The following is a 14,825-nucleotide window of genomic DNA, read 5'->3' as shown; positions in this document are numbered from 1 at the left end:
ATTGTGGTATAGAGATGGACAGGCCCGCAGCGGAGCATCATGCTATTCATTGACGAGGACAGCCTGATAGAATTCGGCCCTGCCTTCCTGGAGACCCATCCGTGAAATCGCAAACCAAGCCGAAGACGAGCGAGAAACCCGCCACGCCACGCAAGACGGCGGTCGCCCGACTGGTGCAATCGAACGCGCCCAACATCGACGACGACGCCGAGGAGCGTCAGCGCGGCGGCGTGCAATCACTCGGGCGCGCGTTTTCGATCCTCGAGGAAGTCGCGCGCCATCGCGAAGGCATCAGCCTCGCTGAACTCAGCAAGCTCGTCGGCCTGCATAATTCCACCACGTTCCATCTTGCCAAGACCCTCGTCACGCTGGGCTACATGCGGCAGGAGCGGGATTCCAAGCGGTACCGCGTTGGCCGGCCGTTGTTCGCGCTCGCCGCCAGCGCGCTCGATGAAATCGAGATGGTCAATCTCGCAACACCGGTGCTGGAAGATCTCTCGCGGGAAACCGGCGAGAGCGGGCATTTTGCGGTCCGCATGGGCGATTCCGTCGTGGTTATTGCCCGCACCAGCGGCTCCGGCGCGTTCCAGCTCACCGACCGGGTCGGCGTGGTGCGGCCGGCGCATTGCACCGCGCTCGGCAAGATCATCCTGGCCTCGCTGCGCCCCGACCAGCTGAAGCGATTCCTCGAACGCGTCGAGCTGAAGCCTTCGACCGGCAAGTCGATCACCGATCCTGCCGTGCTGCTGCGCGAGATTGCCGAAATCCGGCGCAGCGCGATCGCGATCGACGACGGCGAGTACAACGCGGAAGTGCGCTGCATCGCGGTGCCGGTCTATAATTTTACCGGCGACGTGATCGGGGCGCTCGGCATTTCCGGCCCGATCTGGCGGATGTCCGACCAGGTGCTGAAAAGCCGCGCCAAACTGGTGCAAACCGCTGCCGCCCGGCTGTCCGCCGAGTTCGGCGCCCGCGACACCACGAAGTCCTTTTAAGTCCCCTTCCCAATCGGCTGAAGCGAATCTGCGACGCATTTGGCGTTGACAGGCGCGGCTGTGTCCGGAATTATCCTCCAATAATAAAAGAACGTCTCTCACATCCTCGCATAGCGAGAATCGGAGGCAGGACGTCGTGACGCGCCCCCAGGGAGGAGACCCGCCATGTTCAGCTACAGCCGACGTACTTTGTTGAAGACGGGCGCCGCGTTTGCCGGCGCTTCCGCTCTGGGATTTCCGGCGATCGTCCGCGCCCAGGCAACCCGGATCAAGATCGGACATCTCGTGCCGCTGACCGGTTTTCTCGGCGCCATCGGCAGCTACGCCCAGCTCGGCGTCAAGCTCGCCGCGGAAGAGATCAATCAGTCCGGCGGCATCATGGCCAAACAGATCGACCTGATTTCGGAAGACTCGGTCAATCCCGCGACCGCCTCGACCAAGGCCCAGCGCATGATCGAGCAGGACGGCGCCGTGGTGCTGCTCGGCGAAATCTCCTCGGCCTCCTCGCTGACCATCATGCAGGTCGCCGAGCGCAACAAGAAGGTGTTCTTCTCGACCGGCGCGCGCTCCGACGCGTTGCGCGGCAAGAACTGCAACCGCTACTCGTTCCACTGCGACATTCCGAACACGGTGATGGTCAATGCCGTCGGCACCGCGCTCAATCAAAAGGGCATGGTGAAGGGCAAGAAATTCTTCACGCTGACCGCGGACTACATTTTCGGCCACGATCTGCTGAAAGCCGCAAAAACCTTCTTCGACGCCAACGGCGCCACGCTGGCCGGCGACGAACTGATCGCGACCGACGTCACCGATTTCAGCCCCTATTTGCTGAAGGTGCGGCAGGCCAAGCCGGACGTGGTCTGCTGCAACCTCGCGGGCAACCAGGTCACCAACCTGGTGAAGCAATATGCCGAGTTCGGCTTCCCCTACCCGTTGGTCGGCTTCAACCTCAACACCGGCGATGCCTGGGCCGCCGGCGAAGGCAATCTCAGCGGCACCTGGCCGACCGTCTGGTATCACACGCTCGACAACCCGGCCTCCAAGGCCTTTGTCGCGGCTTTTACCCAGAAATACGGCAAGCCGCCGGAGAACCACGCCTGGATTGAATACATCACGCTCAAGCTGCTGGCGCAGGCGATCAACGAGATCAAATCGACCGAGAGCGACGCGCTGATCGCGCATTTCGAAAAGCAGACCGAGTTCGACATCATGAAGGCACGCAAGGGCTATTTCCGTTCCTGGGACCATCAGCTGGTGCAGGAGGCCTACCCGTTCACGGTGAAGCCGAAAGCCGAGATGAAGGACAAGTGGGACATGCTGCTGCTCGGTGACGCCGTGCCGGTGGCGGCAGAGCCGCTGGAGAAAATCTATCCGACCAAGACGCAGAACCCCTGCGAGATGAAGGCCTGACGCGCCACCTGGCGCGCTAGCCCCGTTTGGCGTGAGCGGCGCCGGCATCGACCAGCCGGCGCCGCTCTTGTCTAGAGCCTTTTCCGTTCCGATTGAATCGGAACGGGGCTCTAGTTTCTTAGTTTGACGCGTTTTCTTGACGCGAACCGGTGTCCACTTCGCTGGAAAACGCTCTAGGGCAACCACATGCAATTCGCGTTCTTGCTGGAACAGGTGGTGAATGGCCTCGTGCTCGGGGGCTATTATCTCCTGATCGCGCTCGGGCTGTCGCTGATCTTCAGCGTCGGCGGCGTCGTCAATCTGGCGCATGGCGCCTTCTTCGCACTTGGAGCGTACGTCTCCGTCGAGATCACCAAATATCTCGGCTTCGGCTCCGCCGTCGTGCTGTCGCCGATCGCGGTGGCGATGCTGGGCATCCTGTTCGAGCGCTACATCCTCCGTCGTTTTTACACCGCTGACCCGATCCTGAGCCTGCTGGTGACGTTCGGGCTTGCGATGGTTGCCGAACAGGCGATCCGCATCATCTGGGGCGCGCCGCCTATTTCGGCGGCTATCCCGCCCGCGCTGCGCGGCTCGGTGTTGGCAGGCGACTTCCTGTTTTCCCGATACCGCCTGCTCATTCTCGCCGTCGTGATCGGCGTCCTGGTCGGAGTGTGGCTGCTGCTGCACAAAACCTCCTTCGGCCGCGTGGTGCGCGCCGGCATCCAGCGGCCCGACATGGTCGCCGCGCTGGGCATCCGGCTGCAGCCATACATGACCGCGATCGTGATGCTCGGCGTCGGCATGGCGGCGCTTGCCGGCGCTTTCTTCGCGCCGATCACCATCGTGCAGCCGGCGATGGGCGCCGACATCATCACGGTCGCCTTCGTCGTCGTCGTGATCGGCGGCCTCGGCAGCTTCTGGGGCGTGGTGATCGCGGCCCTTCTGGTCGGCGTGGTGCGCGGCATCACCATCCATTTCGAGCCCGCCGCCGGCGAGGCATCGATGTATGTCCTGATGTTCGTGGTGCTGCTGGTGCGACCGCGCGGGCTGTTGGGCGAGCGTATCGAGAAATTCGAATGAAGCTGTCGTCCGCCCAAAAATACCGGCCGCTGCTGCTGGCAGGCCTTGCACTGATCGCGCTGCCGTTCGGCATGCAGGCGCTTGGCCTCTCGCACAACACCGGGACCATGGTGGTGGCACTGGCGATCGCGACCATGGGGCTTAACCTGTGCGTCGGCTACACCGGTCTCGTCTCGTTCGGCCACGGCACCTGGTTCGGTATCGGCGCCTATGCGGCGGGCCTGATCCAGCTCAACTGGTTCCCCGGCTCGATCTGGCTGCCACTGCTGCTGTCGCTGGTCGTGGTGGCGGTCGCCTCCGCGGCCGTCGGTATCGTCATCCTGCGGCGCCGCGGCGTCTATTTTTCGCTGCTGACGCTGGCGCTGGCGGCGCTCGCCTACACCACCGCCTTCCGCTGGACCAAGGTCACCGGCGGCGAAGACGGCCTTGGCGGCCTGAAGCGCGGCAGCATCGGCGCCTTCGACCTCGACAACGCACTCAACTACTACATCGTCGTCGCCGTGCTCAGCCTCGGCGTGCTCTATTTGCTGCTGCGGCTGGTGCGCTCGCCGTTCGGCCATGTGCTGGTGGCGATCCGCGAGAACCAGTTGCGCGCCACCTTCCAGGGTTATCCGGTCGAGCGCTACAAGCTCGGCGTCTTCGTGATCTCCGCAGTGGTCACAGGCTTTGCCGGCGGGCTGATCGGATTTCAGAATTACCTGGTGTCCGCCGAGGCGGTGTCGGTGCCGTTCTCCGGCGAACTGCTCGCGATCGTCGTGATCGGCGGCATGCGCAGCATGCTGGGGCCGGCGCTCGGCGCGCTGTTCTTCATTCTGTTCCGCGAATTGTTTTCGATCTGGACCTCGGACTGGCTGCTGTGGTTCGGACTGATCTTCGTGGCCTTCGTGCTGTTCTCGCCGGACGGACTGGTCGGCATCTGGGCGCGCCTCAGCAAACGCTGGTGGCCCGCGCCGGAGGAATCCGCAGCAATGAGCCGGCGCAAGATCTACGAGGGCCTGCCGCTGCCGGCCTTCCTGATGCCGAAGGGGTTTTCCGGCAACGTGCTTGAGGTGAACAGCGTCTCCCGGAGTTTTGGCGGCATCCGAGCCGTCAACGAAGCGAGCCTCACCGTCGGTGCCGGTGAAATCCACGCGCTGATCGGCCCGAACGGCGCCGGCAAGACCACGCTGTTCAATCTGGTCTCGGGTCTGTTTCCGACCGACAAGGGCACCATCAAGCTCAACGGCCGCGAGATTCAGGGCGTGCCATCCGACCTGATCTGCCATCAGGGCCTGGCGCGCTCGTTCCAGATCACCAATTTGTTCAAGGGACTGTCGATCTACGAGAATTTGCGGCTGTCGCTGCAGGCGCAGAGTGACATGCGCTCCAACTTCTGGCGCGACATCGACAGCTACGAGAGCATCCACGCCGAGACCGCCGAGCTGATCAAGTTCCTCGGGCTTGAGGGCATCGAGACAATCGAGGGCGGCGAACTGTCCTATGGCGGGCAGCGGCTGGTCGATCTCGGCATCGCGCTCGGCTCCAAGCCGCAGGTGCTGCTGCTCGACGAGCCGCTGGCCGGCCTTGCCGCTGCCGAACGCGAGCGCGTCTCGAATCTCGTCAAGAACGTCGCCGCCAATATCCCCGTGCTGATCGTCGAGCACGATATCGACCGCGTGCTCGGCTTCTCGCACTCCGTCACCGTGATGAACCAGGGCGAAGTGCTGATGACCGGCCCGCCCAGTGCTGTCCGTGCCGACCGCCGGGTGCAGGAAATCTACACCGGCACCGGCGTTCCCGAGGTGGAGCACAGCCGCACCGACGAAGCCAGGGAGAGCGCCGCGCAGGTCCTGCGCTTCGAAGGCGTCAACACCTTCTATGGCAAGAGCCATATCCTGCACGACGCCTCGCTCGACGTGCGCGAAGGCGAGATCGTCGCTTTGCTCGGCCGCAACGGCGCCGGCAAGTCGACGCTGCTCAAGACGCTCGCCGGATTGGTGCCGCTGTCGTCGGGCAGAATCGAATATGCCGGCACAGACATCGCCCGCCTGCCCGCGCCCGATATCGCGCGCAAGGGCATCGGTTATGTCCCGCAGGGCCGCGGCCTGTTCGCCGGCATGACGGTGCGGGAAAATCTCTCGCTCGGACGCCTCGCGCGCAAGACCGACGGCAGCAACGGCGTGGTGTGGGACGAAGCGCAGATCCTGCAATACTTCCCGCGGCTGGCCGAGCGCATGGACGTCGCGGCGGATTATCTCTCCGGCGGCGAGCAGCAGATGGTCGCGGTGGCGCGCGCGATGTCGGGCAATGTCAAGCTCCTGCTGCTCGATGAGCCCTTCGAAGGACTGGCGCCGACCGTGATCCTCGAACTGTTCAGGGTGTTCGACCAATTGCGCAGGCACACGTCCATTGTGATCGTCGAGCATAATCTCGATCTGGTGCTGGCACTGGCCGACCGCGTCTTCGCGCTGGAACGCGGCGCGGTGTTCCATCAGGGCCCGGCGGCACCGCTGCTGACTGATCTTGAGTATCGGAAGAAGATTCTTTGGCTTTGAGTAGTTCGTCATTGCGAGCGAAGCGAAGCGACGAGGCAATCCATTCTTTCTTTGTCCGGTGAGATGGATTGCTTCGCTGCGCTCGCAATGACGGGGTTGATATTTCGGGTCACATTGAGGAGACGATGATGCGACGTTTGATGACGACCGCGATAGCTGCTGCAGCGGCCTTGCTCGCAACGGGCGCCACCGCGGCCGACAACCAGATGACCATCGCCGTGTTCACCAAGAATTCGACCAACCCGGCCTATGAGGCCTTCCGCATTGCCGCCGACCAGATTGCGCGAACAGCCGGCGCAAAGGTCGTGCACTTCGTGCCGAAGCAGCCTGACAATGTCGACGAACAGAAGGCGATGGTGGAGCAGGTCATCAAGGACAAGCCTGACGCGATCATCTTCATTCCCGTTGACGACGTCGCGATGGTCCCCTCGGTGAAGCTGCTCAACGAGGCCAGGATTCCGGTGATATTGGTTTCCAATCCGCTGCCGGGCAGTTTTGTGACCTATGTCGGCGCCGACGATTTCGAGATCGGATATCGCGAGGCGCGCTATCTGTTCGAGCATCTTGGGGCTAAGGGCAAGATCGTTGTCATCGAGGGCACGCCCGCCGCCCCCACCAATCGCGAGCGGCTGCGCGGTTACCAGCGCGCCTTCGGCGAATTCCCCGGCATCGAGGTGCTGGGCTCGGCGGTCGGCAATTACCAGACGCCCGACGCCAGGCGCGGAATGGAGAAGCTGCTGGCCGAACACAAGCAGATCGACGCGGTGCTGTCGGCCAATGACAGCATGGCGCTCGGCGTGCTCGACGCGCTCAAGAGCGCCAACCGCAGCGCTGTCGTGATCGGCATCAACGGCATCCTCCCGGCGGTGAAGCAGATCGAATCCGGCGGGATGCTCGCGACCGTCGACTTCAACATGTTCAAGATCGGCTGCACCGCGACGCGGGCGGCGGTGCGCCATCTCAAGCGCGAACCGCTGCCGGAGAAGGTGATGCTGCCGGCCGAGGTGATCGACAAGACCAATTACAAGGCCTGGCTGGTGCCGGTCGACCAGCGCACCTGTCCGGAATGGAGCGAGGTCGCGCGCTAACAGCCGATCGTGTCTAATGCTCGTCCGGCCGGTTGCGCGCGATGATATCGGCGGCACCCTTGTCGAGCAATTCCAGACCAATGTCGCGGCCAAGTTCGCGGGGGCGATCCGCCGCCGCCGTTCGCGACGCTTCGATGAAGCGCGAACCGGTCTCGTCCAGCACCGCGGCCGTGAGCGTCATGTCGCTGCCGGAAATGGTCGCGTGACCCGCGATCGGCGAGTTGCAATGGCCGTTCAGCACCCACAGCACCTCGCGCTCGGCCTCGGCGCAGAGCCGCGAGGACAGGTCCTCGATGCCAGAAAGATACCCGCGCGTGACCCAGTCTTTCTCGACGCATTCGACCGCGACGATGCCCTGCCCGACCGACGGCAGCATTTCGTTTACGGAGAAATCATAGGCAATGCGGGACGTCATGCCGATGCGCTCAAGGCCCGAGCGCGCCATCACAAGCGCATCCGCCGGCCCGACCTCGCCGCCATCGGGAAGCCGCTGCATGTCGCCGCGATCGAGTTTTGCAATCCGCGTGTCGGCGGCACCGCGGTAATGGATCACGGCGGCTTCAGGAAACAACCGACGCAGATAGGCGGCGCGGCGCACCGCGTTGGTGCCGATCTTGAAGCCCTTGCCGCGCGAGGCCCTGAAGGTTTCCAGCGACAGGCCCGGACGCAGCACCAGTGAATCGTTGGCGGCATCGCGCGGCAGCGTCGCCGCGATGACAAGGCCCGGCGTCTCCTCATTGCCGGGCACGTCCTTTAGCGAATGCATCGCGGCCTGCAATTCGCCGGCGCGCATGGCCTGGCGGATTTCGGCGACGAACGCGCCGCCCTTGCCGCCATGGCGCAGCAGCTTGCTGGTTTGGTCCTGATCGCCGCGGGTTTCAAATTTTATGATCTCGACGTTCAGCCCCGGATTGGCCGCGCGCAGCAGCCGCGCGACCTCATCCGTCTGCGCCAGCGCCATCACGCTCTTGCGCGTGCCTATGCGTAAGGGTTGGTCTGACACAGGGTCTCCGTTTCGGGGCGGTCAATGGGTGGGGGATTAAAGCAAAGGGGCGGGTAAAACAATCACGAGGCGACGGCTTTCTTGCTTACCTCGCCCCGCTTGCGGGGAGAGGTCGGCGCGCAGCGCCGGGTGAGGGGGTACCGGTGCCTCGGCAATCTTTGCTCGGAGAGAGGCCCCTCACCCCGACCCTCTCCCCGCAAGAGCGGGGCGAGGGAGAAGATACACCTTCGCATTCCCGCGACGCATTGCGCCCGAGGTTTGCAAATTCGTCCCGCCCTCTCAAAAAGAGAGGGCGCAGGGAATGCCGGATGCGCGCTGCACCCGCGGTCTCGCGTGCGGTTTGCACAAAACAAAGTGCACACGAGCATACAGGGCAGCGGAGAACATCCGACATTCCCTGCGCAATGGCTTTACGGCTTATAACGCGCTCTCCCCGGAGACGAGTTCTTGGTTGACTCCGTCGCCCCTGATCAGCTTTTGGCCTCAGGAACTTGACGCCAGCAACGGGCGCCAGGACCACGCGTCTTCGCCGTACGCCTCTGTCGCGTTACGTCTCCGCAACATCGGCGTCCACCGCAACCCGTCCAACGTCCGTGACGACGGCCGACGCCCTCTGAGTGGGACGGGATGGACAAACATATGCACCTGATTTGTATTCTGGTAAACAGAAATATATTTTATTTTGAGACTTGACATGATTTCCGCAAAACAGAAGTGCTTTGCCCGTCGGGTTAGTTTGTCGCAGGCGGCAGAAATCCGCCCTGTCGTCATTCCGGGCTCGCGCAGCGAGAGCCCGGAATCTATCGAGCGGCAGCGCATGCGGCCTGATAGACTCGGGGCTCGCGCTTCGCGAGCCCCGAAATGACGAGGCGGCCCAGTGCAGGGGAACGACGGCCCCAGCCATACCCCGCAACCTCATCTCTCCCAGACGGGCTGCCATCCCGGAATAGGCATTGTGCAACGCAGCATTACCAGTAGAATCCCGGCCTGAAATGAGGTCGTAAGTGTCTGAAATCAATGCCAATGCCTGGGTTTCCTCAGGCCACCGCCCGATAGGCTTCCCCGAATTCGTCGTCATCATCGCCTCGATTATGGCGCTGAATCCGCTGGCGATGGACATGATGCTGCCGGCGCTGCCGAACATCCGCTCCGCGTTCCAGCTCGCCGACGCCAACCGCCCGCAAATGGTGCTGTCGGTCTTCATCCTCGGGTTCGGCGTCGGCCAGTTCGTGATGGGGCCGTTGTCCGACCGTTTCGGCCGCCGGCCGGTGCTGCTCGGCGGCATGACCGTCTATTTCATCGCGAGCCTGCTGGCGATCGCCGCCCCCTCGTTCGAGACGTTACTGCTGGCTCGCGCGCTGCAAGGCCTCGGCACCTCGGCCACCCGCGTCATCGCCACCTCGATCGTGCGCGACTGCTACGCCGGCCGCCGCATGGCGAGCGTGATGTCGCTGGCGATGATGGTGTTCATCGCGGTGCCCGTGATTGCGCCGTCGTTCGGCCAAGCGGTGCTGCTGCTGACGCAATGGCGCGGCATCTTCATCGTGCTGATGGTCTATGGCGTGGTGACGCTGATCTGGAGCGCGTGGCGCATGCCGGAGACACTGCCGGTTCCGATGCGGCGGTCGCTTGCCGTCCGCGACATTCTCGACGCCTTCCGCCAGACCGTGACCAACCGCCAGACGCTGGGCTACGCGCTGGTCTCCGGCGGCGTGCTCGGATCGCTGTTCGCCTTCGTGTTCTCGTCGCAGCAGGTGTTCACCGAGATCTACAAGCTCGGCCACTATTTTCCGATTGCTTTTGCCTGCATCGCGATCGGCACGGCGATTGCCGGCTTCGTCAACTCCCGCTTCGTCAACCGTCTCGGCATGCGCGTGATTTCACACGCCGCGTTGCTCGGCTACGTCGCCATATCCGGCATCATGCTGGTGGCGGTGAAACTGCAGATGCTGCCGTTGCCGCTGTTCATGGCGCTGTCGGCGCTGATGATGTTTTCGTTCGGGCTGATGATCGCCAACTTCACCGCGCTGGCGATGGAGCCGCAGGGCCACATCGCCGGCACCGCCTCGTCGCTGTACGGATCGATCACCACCCTGCTCGGCATCGGTATCGGCACCACGATCGGCCAGGATTACGACGGCACGCTGCTGCCGTTCGCGACCGGCTTCTTCCTGTGCACGCTGGCGTCACTCGGCGTCGTGCTGGTGGTAGAAAAGGGCCGGCTGTTCAGGCCGCATCAGGTGGCGGGGTATTAGACGAGCCAACGGACCCGCGCGAATACACGCCCGATAATAAACTCCGCAGGCGGCTCAGAGGTTTCTTCTGATGACGCCGGACGTGCAGCAACGGTTGGGGATGGCGCGCGGGATCGTGTGCTTGATCCAGCAAACCGGTGACGCCCCCTGGAAGCCAGCCTTGACGAACGTCCAGGCGCGGCATTCGCGTTCCCGGAAGCAGAGTTTCAGGCAGGCCTCCGCGTCGCCGCGAAAGGGGATGCTGCGAATATCATTGCCCGGCCGGTCCGTGTTCCGGGAGAAGTTTTCTCCCTGCGCGGAAGCGGTGCCGGCGATTCCGGAGAAGGTGACGACGAGTGCGGATGCGACGATCAGGCCACGGAGAGACATAGCAACCTCCTGGATTCGCTCCCTTATCCATTCAAGCCCTTTCCGATCGGAAGCGCATATGAACTGGTTCACATAGAGGTTGCATCAAGAGGAAGGAGCAGTCAGAGCGTGTCGCCACACCAAGTCACGTCCAATACCCCGTGTTGCTTGCGAGATTCGCGCTAATGATCGTCCGGAACCATCATTGCCCGGGCGGCTTGGTCTCCAGCAAGGGATAGCCAACACCGGTACTCGACCGAACCGGACTCGATCCAGGGGCTCTGAGGCTATCTACCAATGCCCATGAAACGCTGGAACGAGCGAAGGAACGCAACCGTATGGCCATCAAAAAACACGGCGTCATTATCGAAACGCCAATGGAAGCTCGCCAGGCCGAGCCTGGACCGTCGATACTGTTTTTGCTCCTCATCAGCCTGAGCATTGCCGTGGTCACGTTGGCAATTGTCTATTTCGTGTTTTTCCGCACCTGACGCCTACAATTGCATCAGCACAATGCCGGAACGATACGGGGCGCCGGACTTTACCTCTTCAGATCGAACTCACCGATGAGCTGGCCCATGCAAACCCTTCCTGTTGACCGCGCGCTGAGCATATACGGCGCCCTTGCGGACCGTTCCGAGACGAAGGGCGCCCGCGAGCGTCTTTCAAGGCATCTGATGAAATTATACATTGACGGTGAAACGAACGAGCACCGCTTGACCGTGCATGGGCTGTCATACCTTCAAAAGCTGGATCGGGAGAACGATTCCAGGAACTGAAGTTTTTCCGGTGTTCATCTCTTTTGCGCCAGCCGCTGCTTTCGCAATGAATTGCGGCGCATGATCCTGGCCTTCGCAGTGCGGACGGCGTCGGCTCTGGTCAGTTTGGTTTTCGGCAGTGATGCTCTCAAACGATCCGCGTCGTCCGAGCCAGGCATTGCAGGCAGCAATGGTGCCGGCCTCGTCGAACTGTGATCGACGGGCTGCATGTCCATTGGGCCGGCGCATCGTGGTTTGCCTTTTTGCATCAGGAATAACGCGTTGCTGTCGGATTTGTTCGACGTGGCGGACCGCGCCGGGCTGGCAATCTGCTCGCCAGAGGGCCTTCGACCAAGGCTGGTTCGTAGTTCGCAAAATGGTTCCATGGTCGCCGGTGAATACGCCGCGCTAACGGGTGCAACCTATGCGCCGGTCGCGCCTTGGTTCACTGCTGGATATCCAGACCATTTTTCGTTCTGCCGGCATCTACTTCCCGCACCGCCTTAGAAAGATTCAATGAGTTTGATCACCCGAAAAGTCAGCGCCGGACGCACGATGGACGAGTTGCTGGCTTTGCTGAGTGCCGTCGCCTGCTCGATCCTCGCCGCATTGTTCATTGCGGCGCTGTACTTCGGCCGAGAAATATTCGTACCCATCGCGCTCGCTATTCTTCTCAGCTTTGTGCTTGGACCGCCGGTCGGACTGCTGCAGCGCGCCCGCGTTCCCCGCAGCCTGGCGGTCGTAGGCATCGTCTTTCTGGCATTCTCCGTGATCTTCGGCCTTGGCACGCTGATCGCCAATCAATTGACCCAACTGGCCGGAGACCTGCCGGTTTATCAATCGACGATGCGTGAAAAGATCAAGTCGGTGCGCGGCGTCACGGCGAGCAGCGGCACCCTCGAACGTGCGGCGGACATGCTCCAGGAGTTGAGCCGGGAACTCGACAGGCCAAAGGAGGACAAGTCGGTTCGGGGAGCGATCCCGCGTCTCGGCGCGCCGAATGCTGCCGGAACGACCCTGCCTATTCCCGTTGAAGTGCGTCAACCCGACCCGGGAGCCCTGGAGAATCTGCGAACCCTGATTGCGCCATTGCTCAATCCGTTGGCGACTACCGGCATCATCATCATTTTCGTTATCTTCATCCTGATCCAGCGTGAGGATCTTCGAAACCGCCTGATTCGATTGGCGGGCTCGCACGATCTGCAACGCACGACAGCGGCGCTGGACGATGCGGCGACGCGCCTCAGCCGGCTGTTTCTGGCTCAGTTGATGATCAACGCCACTTTGGGCGTGCTCATCGGGGCGGGACTATCGTTCATAGGTATTCCCAGCGCGGTCCTCTGGGGCATTCTGGCGGCTGTGCTGCGGTTCGTCCCCTACATCGGCACAGCCATCTCGGCGGCTTTTCCGCTGGCGTTGGCGGCAGCCGTCGATCCCGGCTGGTCGATGCTGGCATGGACGATCGTGCTTTTTCTCGGCGTCGGACCGATCATCAGCCAGGTCGTGGAGCCTCTCGCCTACGGCCAGAGCACCGGCCTTTCTCCTGTAGCCATCGTCGCTTCAGCGACGTTCTGGACCGCATTGTGGGGGCCCATCGGGCTCGTGCTTGCAACACCCTTGACGGTTTGCCTCGTCGTCCTCGGACGTCATGTCGAGCGGCTCGAATTTCTCGACGTTATTTTTGGCGACAGGCCTGCATTGTCACCGCCGGAAATGTTCTACCAGCGAATGCTTGCCGGCGATCCGATCGAGGCGGCAGGAAAGGCCGAAGAATTCCTGAAGGAGAAATCGCTGTCTTCGTATTTCGACGAGGTCGCCCTGAGGGGCCTTCAACTGGCACAGACAGACGCCAAGCGCGATGCCCTGGACCAGGCGCGCATGATCAAGATTCGCGACGCCGTTACCGAGTTTGCCAGCGACCTTTCCACCCAGGATGATTCGATCCCCGAGGTGACCTCGCCGACCATGGATGCGGAGGCGGCGGCCGCGGTCGAAACCGTCCCGGATGCCGCGATATCAAGCAATTTGCCGGTCGTGCAAAAAGCCGATCTTCCGCTTCATTGGCAGGGAGAGGCGCCGGTGCTCTGCCTGGCCGGACGTACCCCGCTCGATGAAGCCGCAGCGGTGCTGTTTGCGCAGCTTTCCAACGCGCATGGCCTCGGTGCACGTGTCGAGCCTGCGGACGCACTTTCGTCTACCAGGATCGTGCAGCTGGATTTCAGCGGTGTCGCGATCGTCTGCCTGTCCTATCTCGACGCCAGCAGTCCCGCCCATATGCGCTACTCGGTTAGGCGGCTGCGTCGCCAAATGCCTAAGGCCACGATCATCATGCTCGGTTGCTGGGTCGAGAACCTCGACAAGGAATCGCTGGAAGAACTGCGGGAGGCGGCCAAGGCCGACATTGCCGCGGGGACCTTGCGTGAAGCGATGATGATGTGCCGGACGGCTGCCGGCGTGGAGGAAATCGATGAACCGCCGGGCCTCGTTACGCCAACCCTCAAGATTGCGTAAGAAACCGCTGAATCAGCCCCAGCACCTCGTCCGGTTTGTCGTGCTGCAGCCAGTGGCCGGCGCCGGCGATCTTGGCGAGTTCGGCGTGCTTGAAATGCGACATCACGCCGGCCTTCTCGGGATCGGGCAGAAAACTTTCGCTGGCCGCGACCAGCAACGTCGGGCACGCGATGCGTGACCACAGCCCGATATTGTCTTCGAGCGACAAGCGGTACGGCGCCCGCGCCCGCAAATAGGGATCGTATTTCCAGCTGAAACTGCCGTCGTCGTTGCGCTTCATGCCGTGGGTGGCCAGATGCATCGCCTGCTCGCGCGTCAGCCGCGGGTTGCGGCCGACGATGCGATCGGCGCCGTCGGCTACGGCCGGATAGCGATGGGTTTTGCGCTGCGCCAGTTTGTCGAGGTCGCCAGCCCAATCCGTGATCCTGACGTCGGCCGGTTTGGGACGCCGCGCCGGAAAATTGGTGACGCCGTCGAGCACGACCAGCTTTGAAACGCGCTCCGGAAAAGCGCCGGCATAGGTCAGGCTGACCATGCCGCCCATCGAATGGCCGACGATGGCGACCTTCTCAAAACCTTCCGCTTTCACGAGGCCAGTCAGATCGTAGACGTGGTCGGCAAGGCTGTAGCTGGACCCGAACGCCCAGCCGGAATCGCCGTGGCCGCGCAGATCGGGCGCCACGACGTGATAATCGGCAGCCAGCGCCCGCGCCAGATAATCCCAGCTGCGGGAGTGGTCGAGGCCGCCATGCACCAGCAGCAATGGCGGCGCCTGCGCGTTACCCCAATCCGTGAAATGAAGCTTGAGCCCCTGCGACTGAAAATAGCGCGACTGCGGCGCGTCCGATGCAATGTCCATCG

General features: G+C 62.7%; 12 protein-coding genes. 8 read left to right on the top strand and 4 right to left on the bottom strand.

The window, feature by feature from the left end:
• Positions 1 to 101: 101 nt before the first annotated feature.
• The 5 genes from JQ641_RS28080 to JQ641_RS28060 all read left to right on the top strand — a co-directional run bounded on the left by JQ641_RS28080 (position 102) and on the right by JQ641_RS28060 (position 7,089).
• A complete protein-coding gene (locus JQ641_RS28080; RefSeq protein WP_211999111.1) occupies positions 102 to 995 on the top strand; it encodes an IclR family transcriptional regulator in 894 nt (297 codons plus the stop codon).
• 165 nt (positions 996 to 1,160) lie between these two features.
• Positions 1,161 to 2,405 (top strand): ABC transporter substrate-binding protein, encoded by a 1,245-nt coding sequence (locus tag JQ641_RS28075; RefSeq protein WP_211999110.1) that lies wholly within the window; start codon positions 1,161 to 1,163, stop codon positions 2,403 to 2,405.
• A gap of 186 nt (positions 2,406 to 2,591) precedes the next feature.
• Positions 2,592 to 3,467 carry a branched-chain amino acid ABC transporter permease gene (locus tag JQ641_RS28070; protein WP_211999109.1) on the top strand — a complete coding sequence of 292 codons (876 nt, stop codon included), beginning with the start codon at positions 2,592 to 2,594 and terminating at the stop codon, positions 3,465 to 3,467.
• Complete coding sequence (locus JQ641_RS28065; protein WP_211999108.1) at positions 3,464 to 6,001, top strand: branched-chain amino acid ABC transporter ATP-binding protein/permease; 2,538 nt, start codon at positions 3,464 to 3,466, stop codon at positions 5,999 to 6,001. The genes JQ641_RS28070 and JQ641_RS28065 overlap by 4 nt, the downstream gene beginning before the upstream one ends.
• Before the next feature lie 128 nt (positions 6,002 to 6,129).
• Positions 6,130 to 7,089: a sugar ABC transporter substrate-binding protein gene (locus tag JQ641_RS28060; protein WP_211999107.1), complete on the top strand. Its 960-nt coding sequence runs from the start codon at positions 6,130 to 6,132 to the stop codon at positions 7,087 to 7,089.
• A gap of 13 nt (positions 7,090 to 7,102) precedes the next feature.
• Here JQ641_RS28060 and hemC read toward each other — a convergent pair whose 3' ends face one another.
• Complete coding sequence (gene hemC / locus JQ641_RS28055; protein WP_349628636.1) at positions 7,103 to 8,092, bottom strand: hydroxymethylbilane synthase; 990 nt, start codon at positions 8,090 to 8,092, stop codon at positions 7,103 to 7,105.
• 1,004 nt (positions 8,093 to 9,096) lie between these two features.
• Here hemC and JQ641_RS28050 point away from each other — a divergent pair.
• On the top strand, positions 9,097 to 10,347 hold the full coding sequence (locus tag JQ641_RS28050) for a multidrug effflux MFS transporter (protein WP_349628635.1): 1,251 nt from the start codon (positions 9,097 to 9,099) through the stop codon (positions 10,345 to 10,347).
• A gap of 54 nt (positions 10,348 to 10,401) precedes the next feature.
• Here JQ641_RS28050 and JQ641_RS28045 read toward each other — a convergent pair whose 3' ends face one another.
• Positions 10,402 to 10,716: a PAN domain-containing protein gene (locus JQ641_RS28045; protein ID WP_211999106.1), complete on the bottom strand. Its 315-nt coding sequence runs from the start codon at positions 10,714 to 10,716 to the stop codon at positions 10,402 to 10,404.
• A gap of 317 nt (positions 10,717 to 11,033) precedes the next feature.
• Between JQ641_RS28045 and JQ641_RS28040 the strand changes: the two genes are divergently transcribed.
• Positions 11,034 to 11,186 carry a hypothetical protein gene (locus tag JQ641_RS28040; protein WP_211999105.1) on the top strand — a complete coding sequence of 51 codons (153 nt, stop codon included), beginning with the start codon at positions 11,034 to 11,036 and terminating at the stop codon, positions 11,184 to 11,186.
• Between the two features lie 243 nt (positions 11,187 to 11,429).
• On the opposite strand, the gene JQ641_RS28035 is transcribed toward JQ641_RS28040, so the two are convergent.
• Positions 11,430 to 11,702: a hypothetical protein gene (locus tag JQ641_RS28035; protein ID WP_211999104.1), complete on the bottom strand. Its 273-nt coding sequence runs from the start codon at positions 11,700 to 11,702 to the stop codon at positions 11,430 to 11,432.
• Positions 11,703 to 11,969: 267 nt separating this feature from the next.
• Here JQ641_RS28035 and JQ641_RS28030 point away from each other — a divergent pair, with 267 nt between their 5' ends.
• Positions 11,970 to 13,964, top strand: coding sequence for an AI-2E family transporter (locus JQ641_RS28030; RefSeq protein WP_211999103.1), 1,995 nt, complete (start codon positions 11,970 to 11,972; stop codon positions 13,962 to 13,964).
• Here JQ641_RS28030 and JQ641_RS28025 read toward each other — a convergent pair.
• Positions 13,951 to 14,823, bottom strand: coding sequence for an alpha/beta fold hydrolase (locus tag JQ641_RS28025; RefSeq protein WP_211999102.1), 873 nt, complete (start codon positions 14,821 to 14,823; stop codon positions 13,951 to 13,953). The two genes, JQ641_RS28030 and JQ641_RS28025, sit on opposite strands and share 14 nt — an antisense overlap.
• Positions 14,824 to 14,825 lie beyond the last annotated feature (2 nt).

Origin of the sequence: Bradyrhizobium sp. JYMT SZCCT0180 (assembly GCF_018130165.1) — a bacterium.
Lineage (GTDB): Bacteria > Pseudomonadota > Alphaproteobacteria > Rhizobiales > Xanthobacteraceae > Bradyrhizobium.
Note: the sequence above shows the minus strand (reverse complement) of the source record. Positions and strands in the feature narration are given on the sequence as shown.

Coding starts and splice junctions, on each gene's coding strand:
- JQ641_RS28030 (WP_211999103.1), top strand. CDS start 11,970: ATGAGTTTGATCACCCGAAAAGTCAGCGCCGGACGCACGATGGACGAG.
- JQ641_RS28070 (WP_211999109.1), top strand. CDS start 2,592: ATGCAATTCGCGTTCTTGCTGGAACAGGTGGTGAATGGCCTCGTGCTC.
- JQ641_RS28035 (WP_211999104.1), bottom strand. CDS start 11,702: ATGCGCCGGCCCAATGGACATGCAGCCCGTCGATCACAGTTCGACGAG.
- JQ641_RS28040 (WP_211999105.1), top strand. CDS start 11,034: ATGGCCATCAAAAAACACGGCGTCATTATCGAAACGCCAATGGAAGCT.
- JQ641_RS28060 (WP_211999107.1), top strand. CDS start 6,130: ATGCGACGTTTGATGACGACCGCGATAGCTGCTGCAGCGGCCTTGCTC.
- JQ641_RS28025 (WP_211999102.1), bottom strand. CDS start 14,823: ATGGACATTGCATCGGACGCGCCGCAGTCGCGCTATTTTCAGTCGCAG.
- JQ641_RS28075 (WP_211999110.1), top strand. CDS start 1,161: ATGTTCAGCTACAGCCGACGTACTTTGTTGAAGACGGGCGCCGCGTTT.
- JQ641_RS28065 (WP_211999108.1), top strand. CDS start 3,464: ATGAAGCTGTCGTCCGCCCAAAAATACCGGCCGCTGCTGCTGGCAGGC.
- JQ641_RS28045 (WP_211999106.1), bottom strand. CDS start 10,716: ATGTCTCTCCGTGGCCTGATCGTCGCATCCGCACTCGTCGTCACCTTC.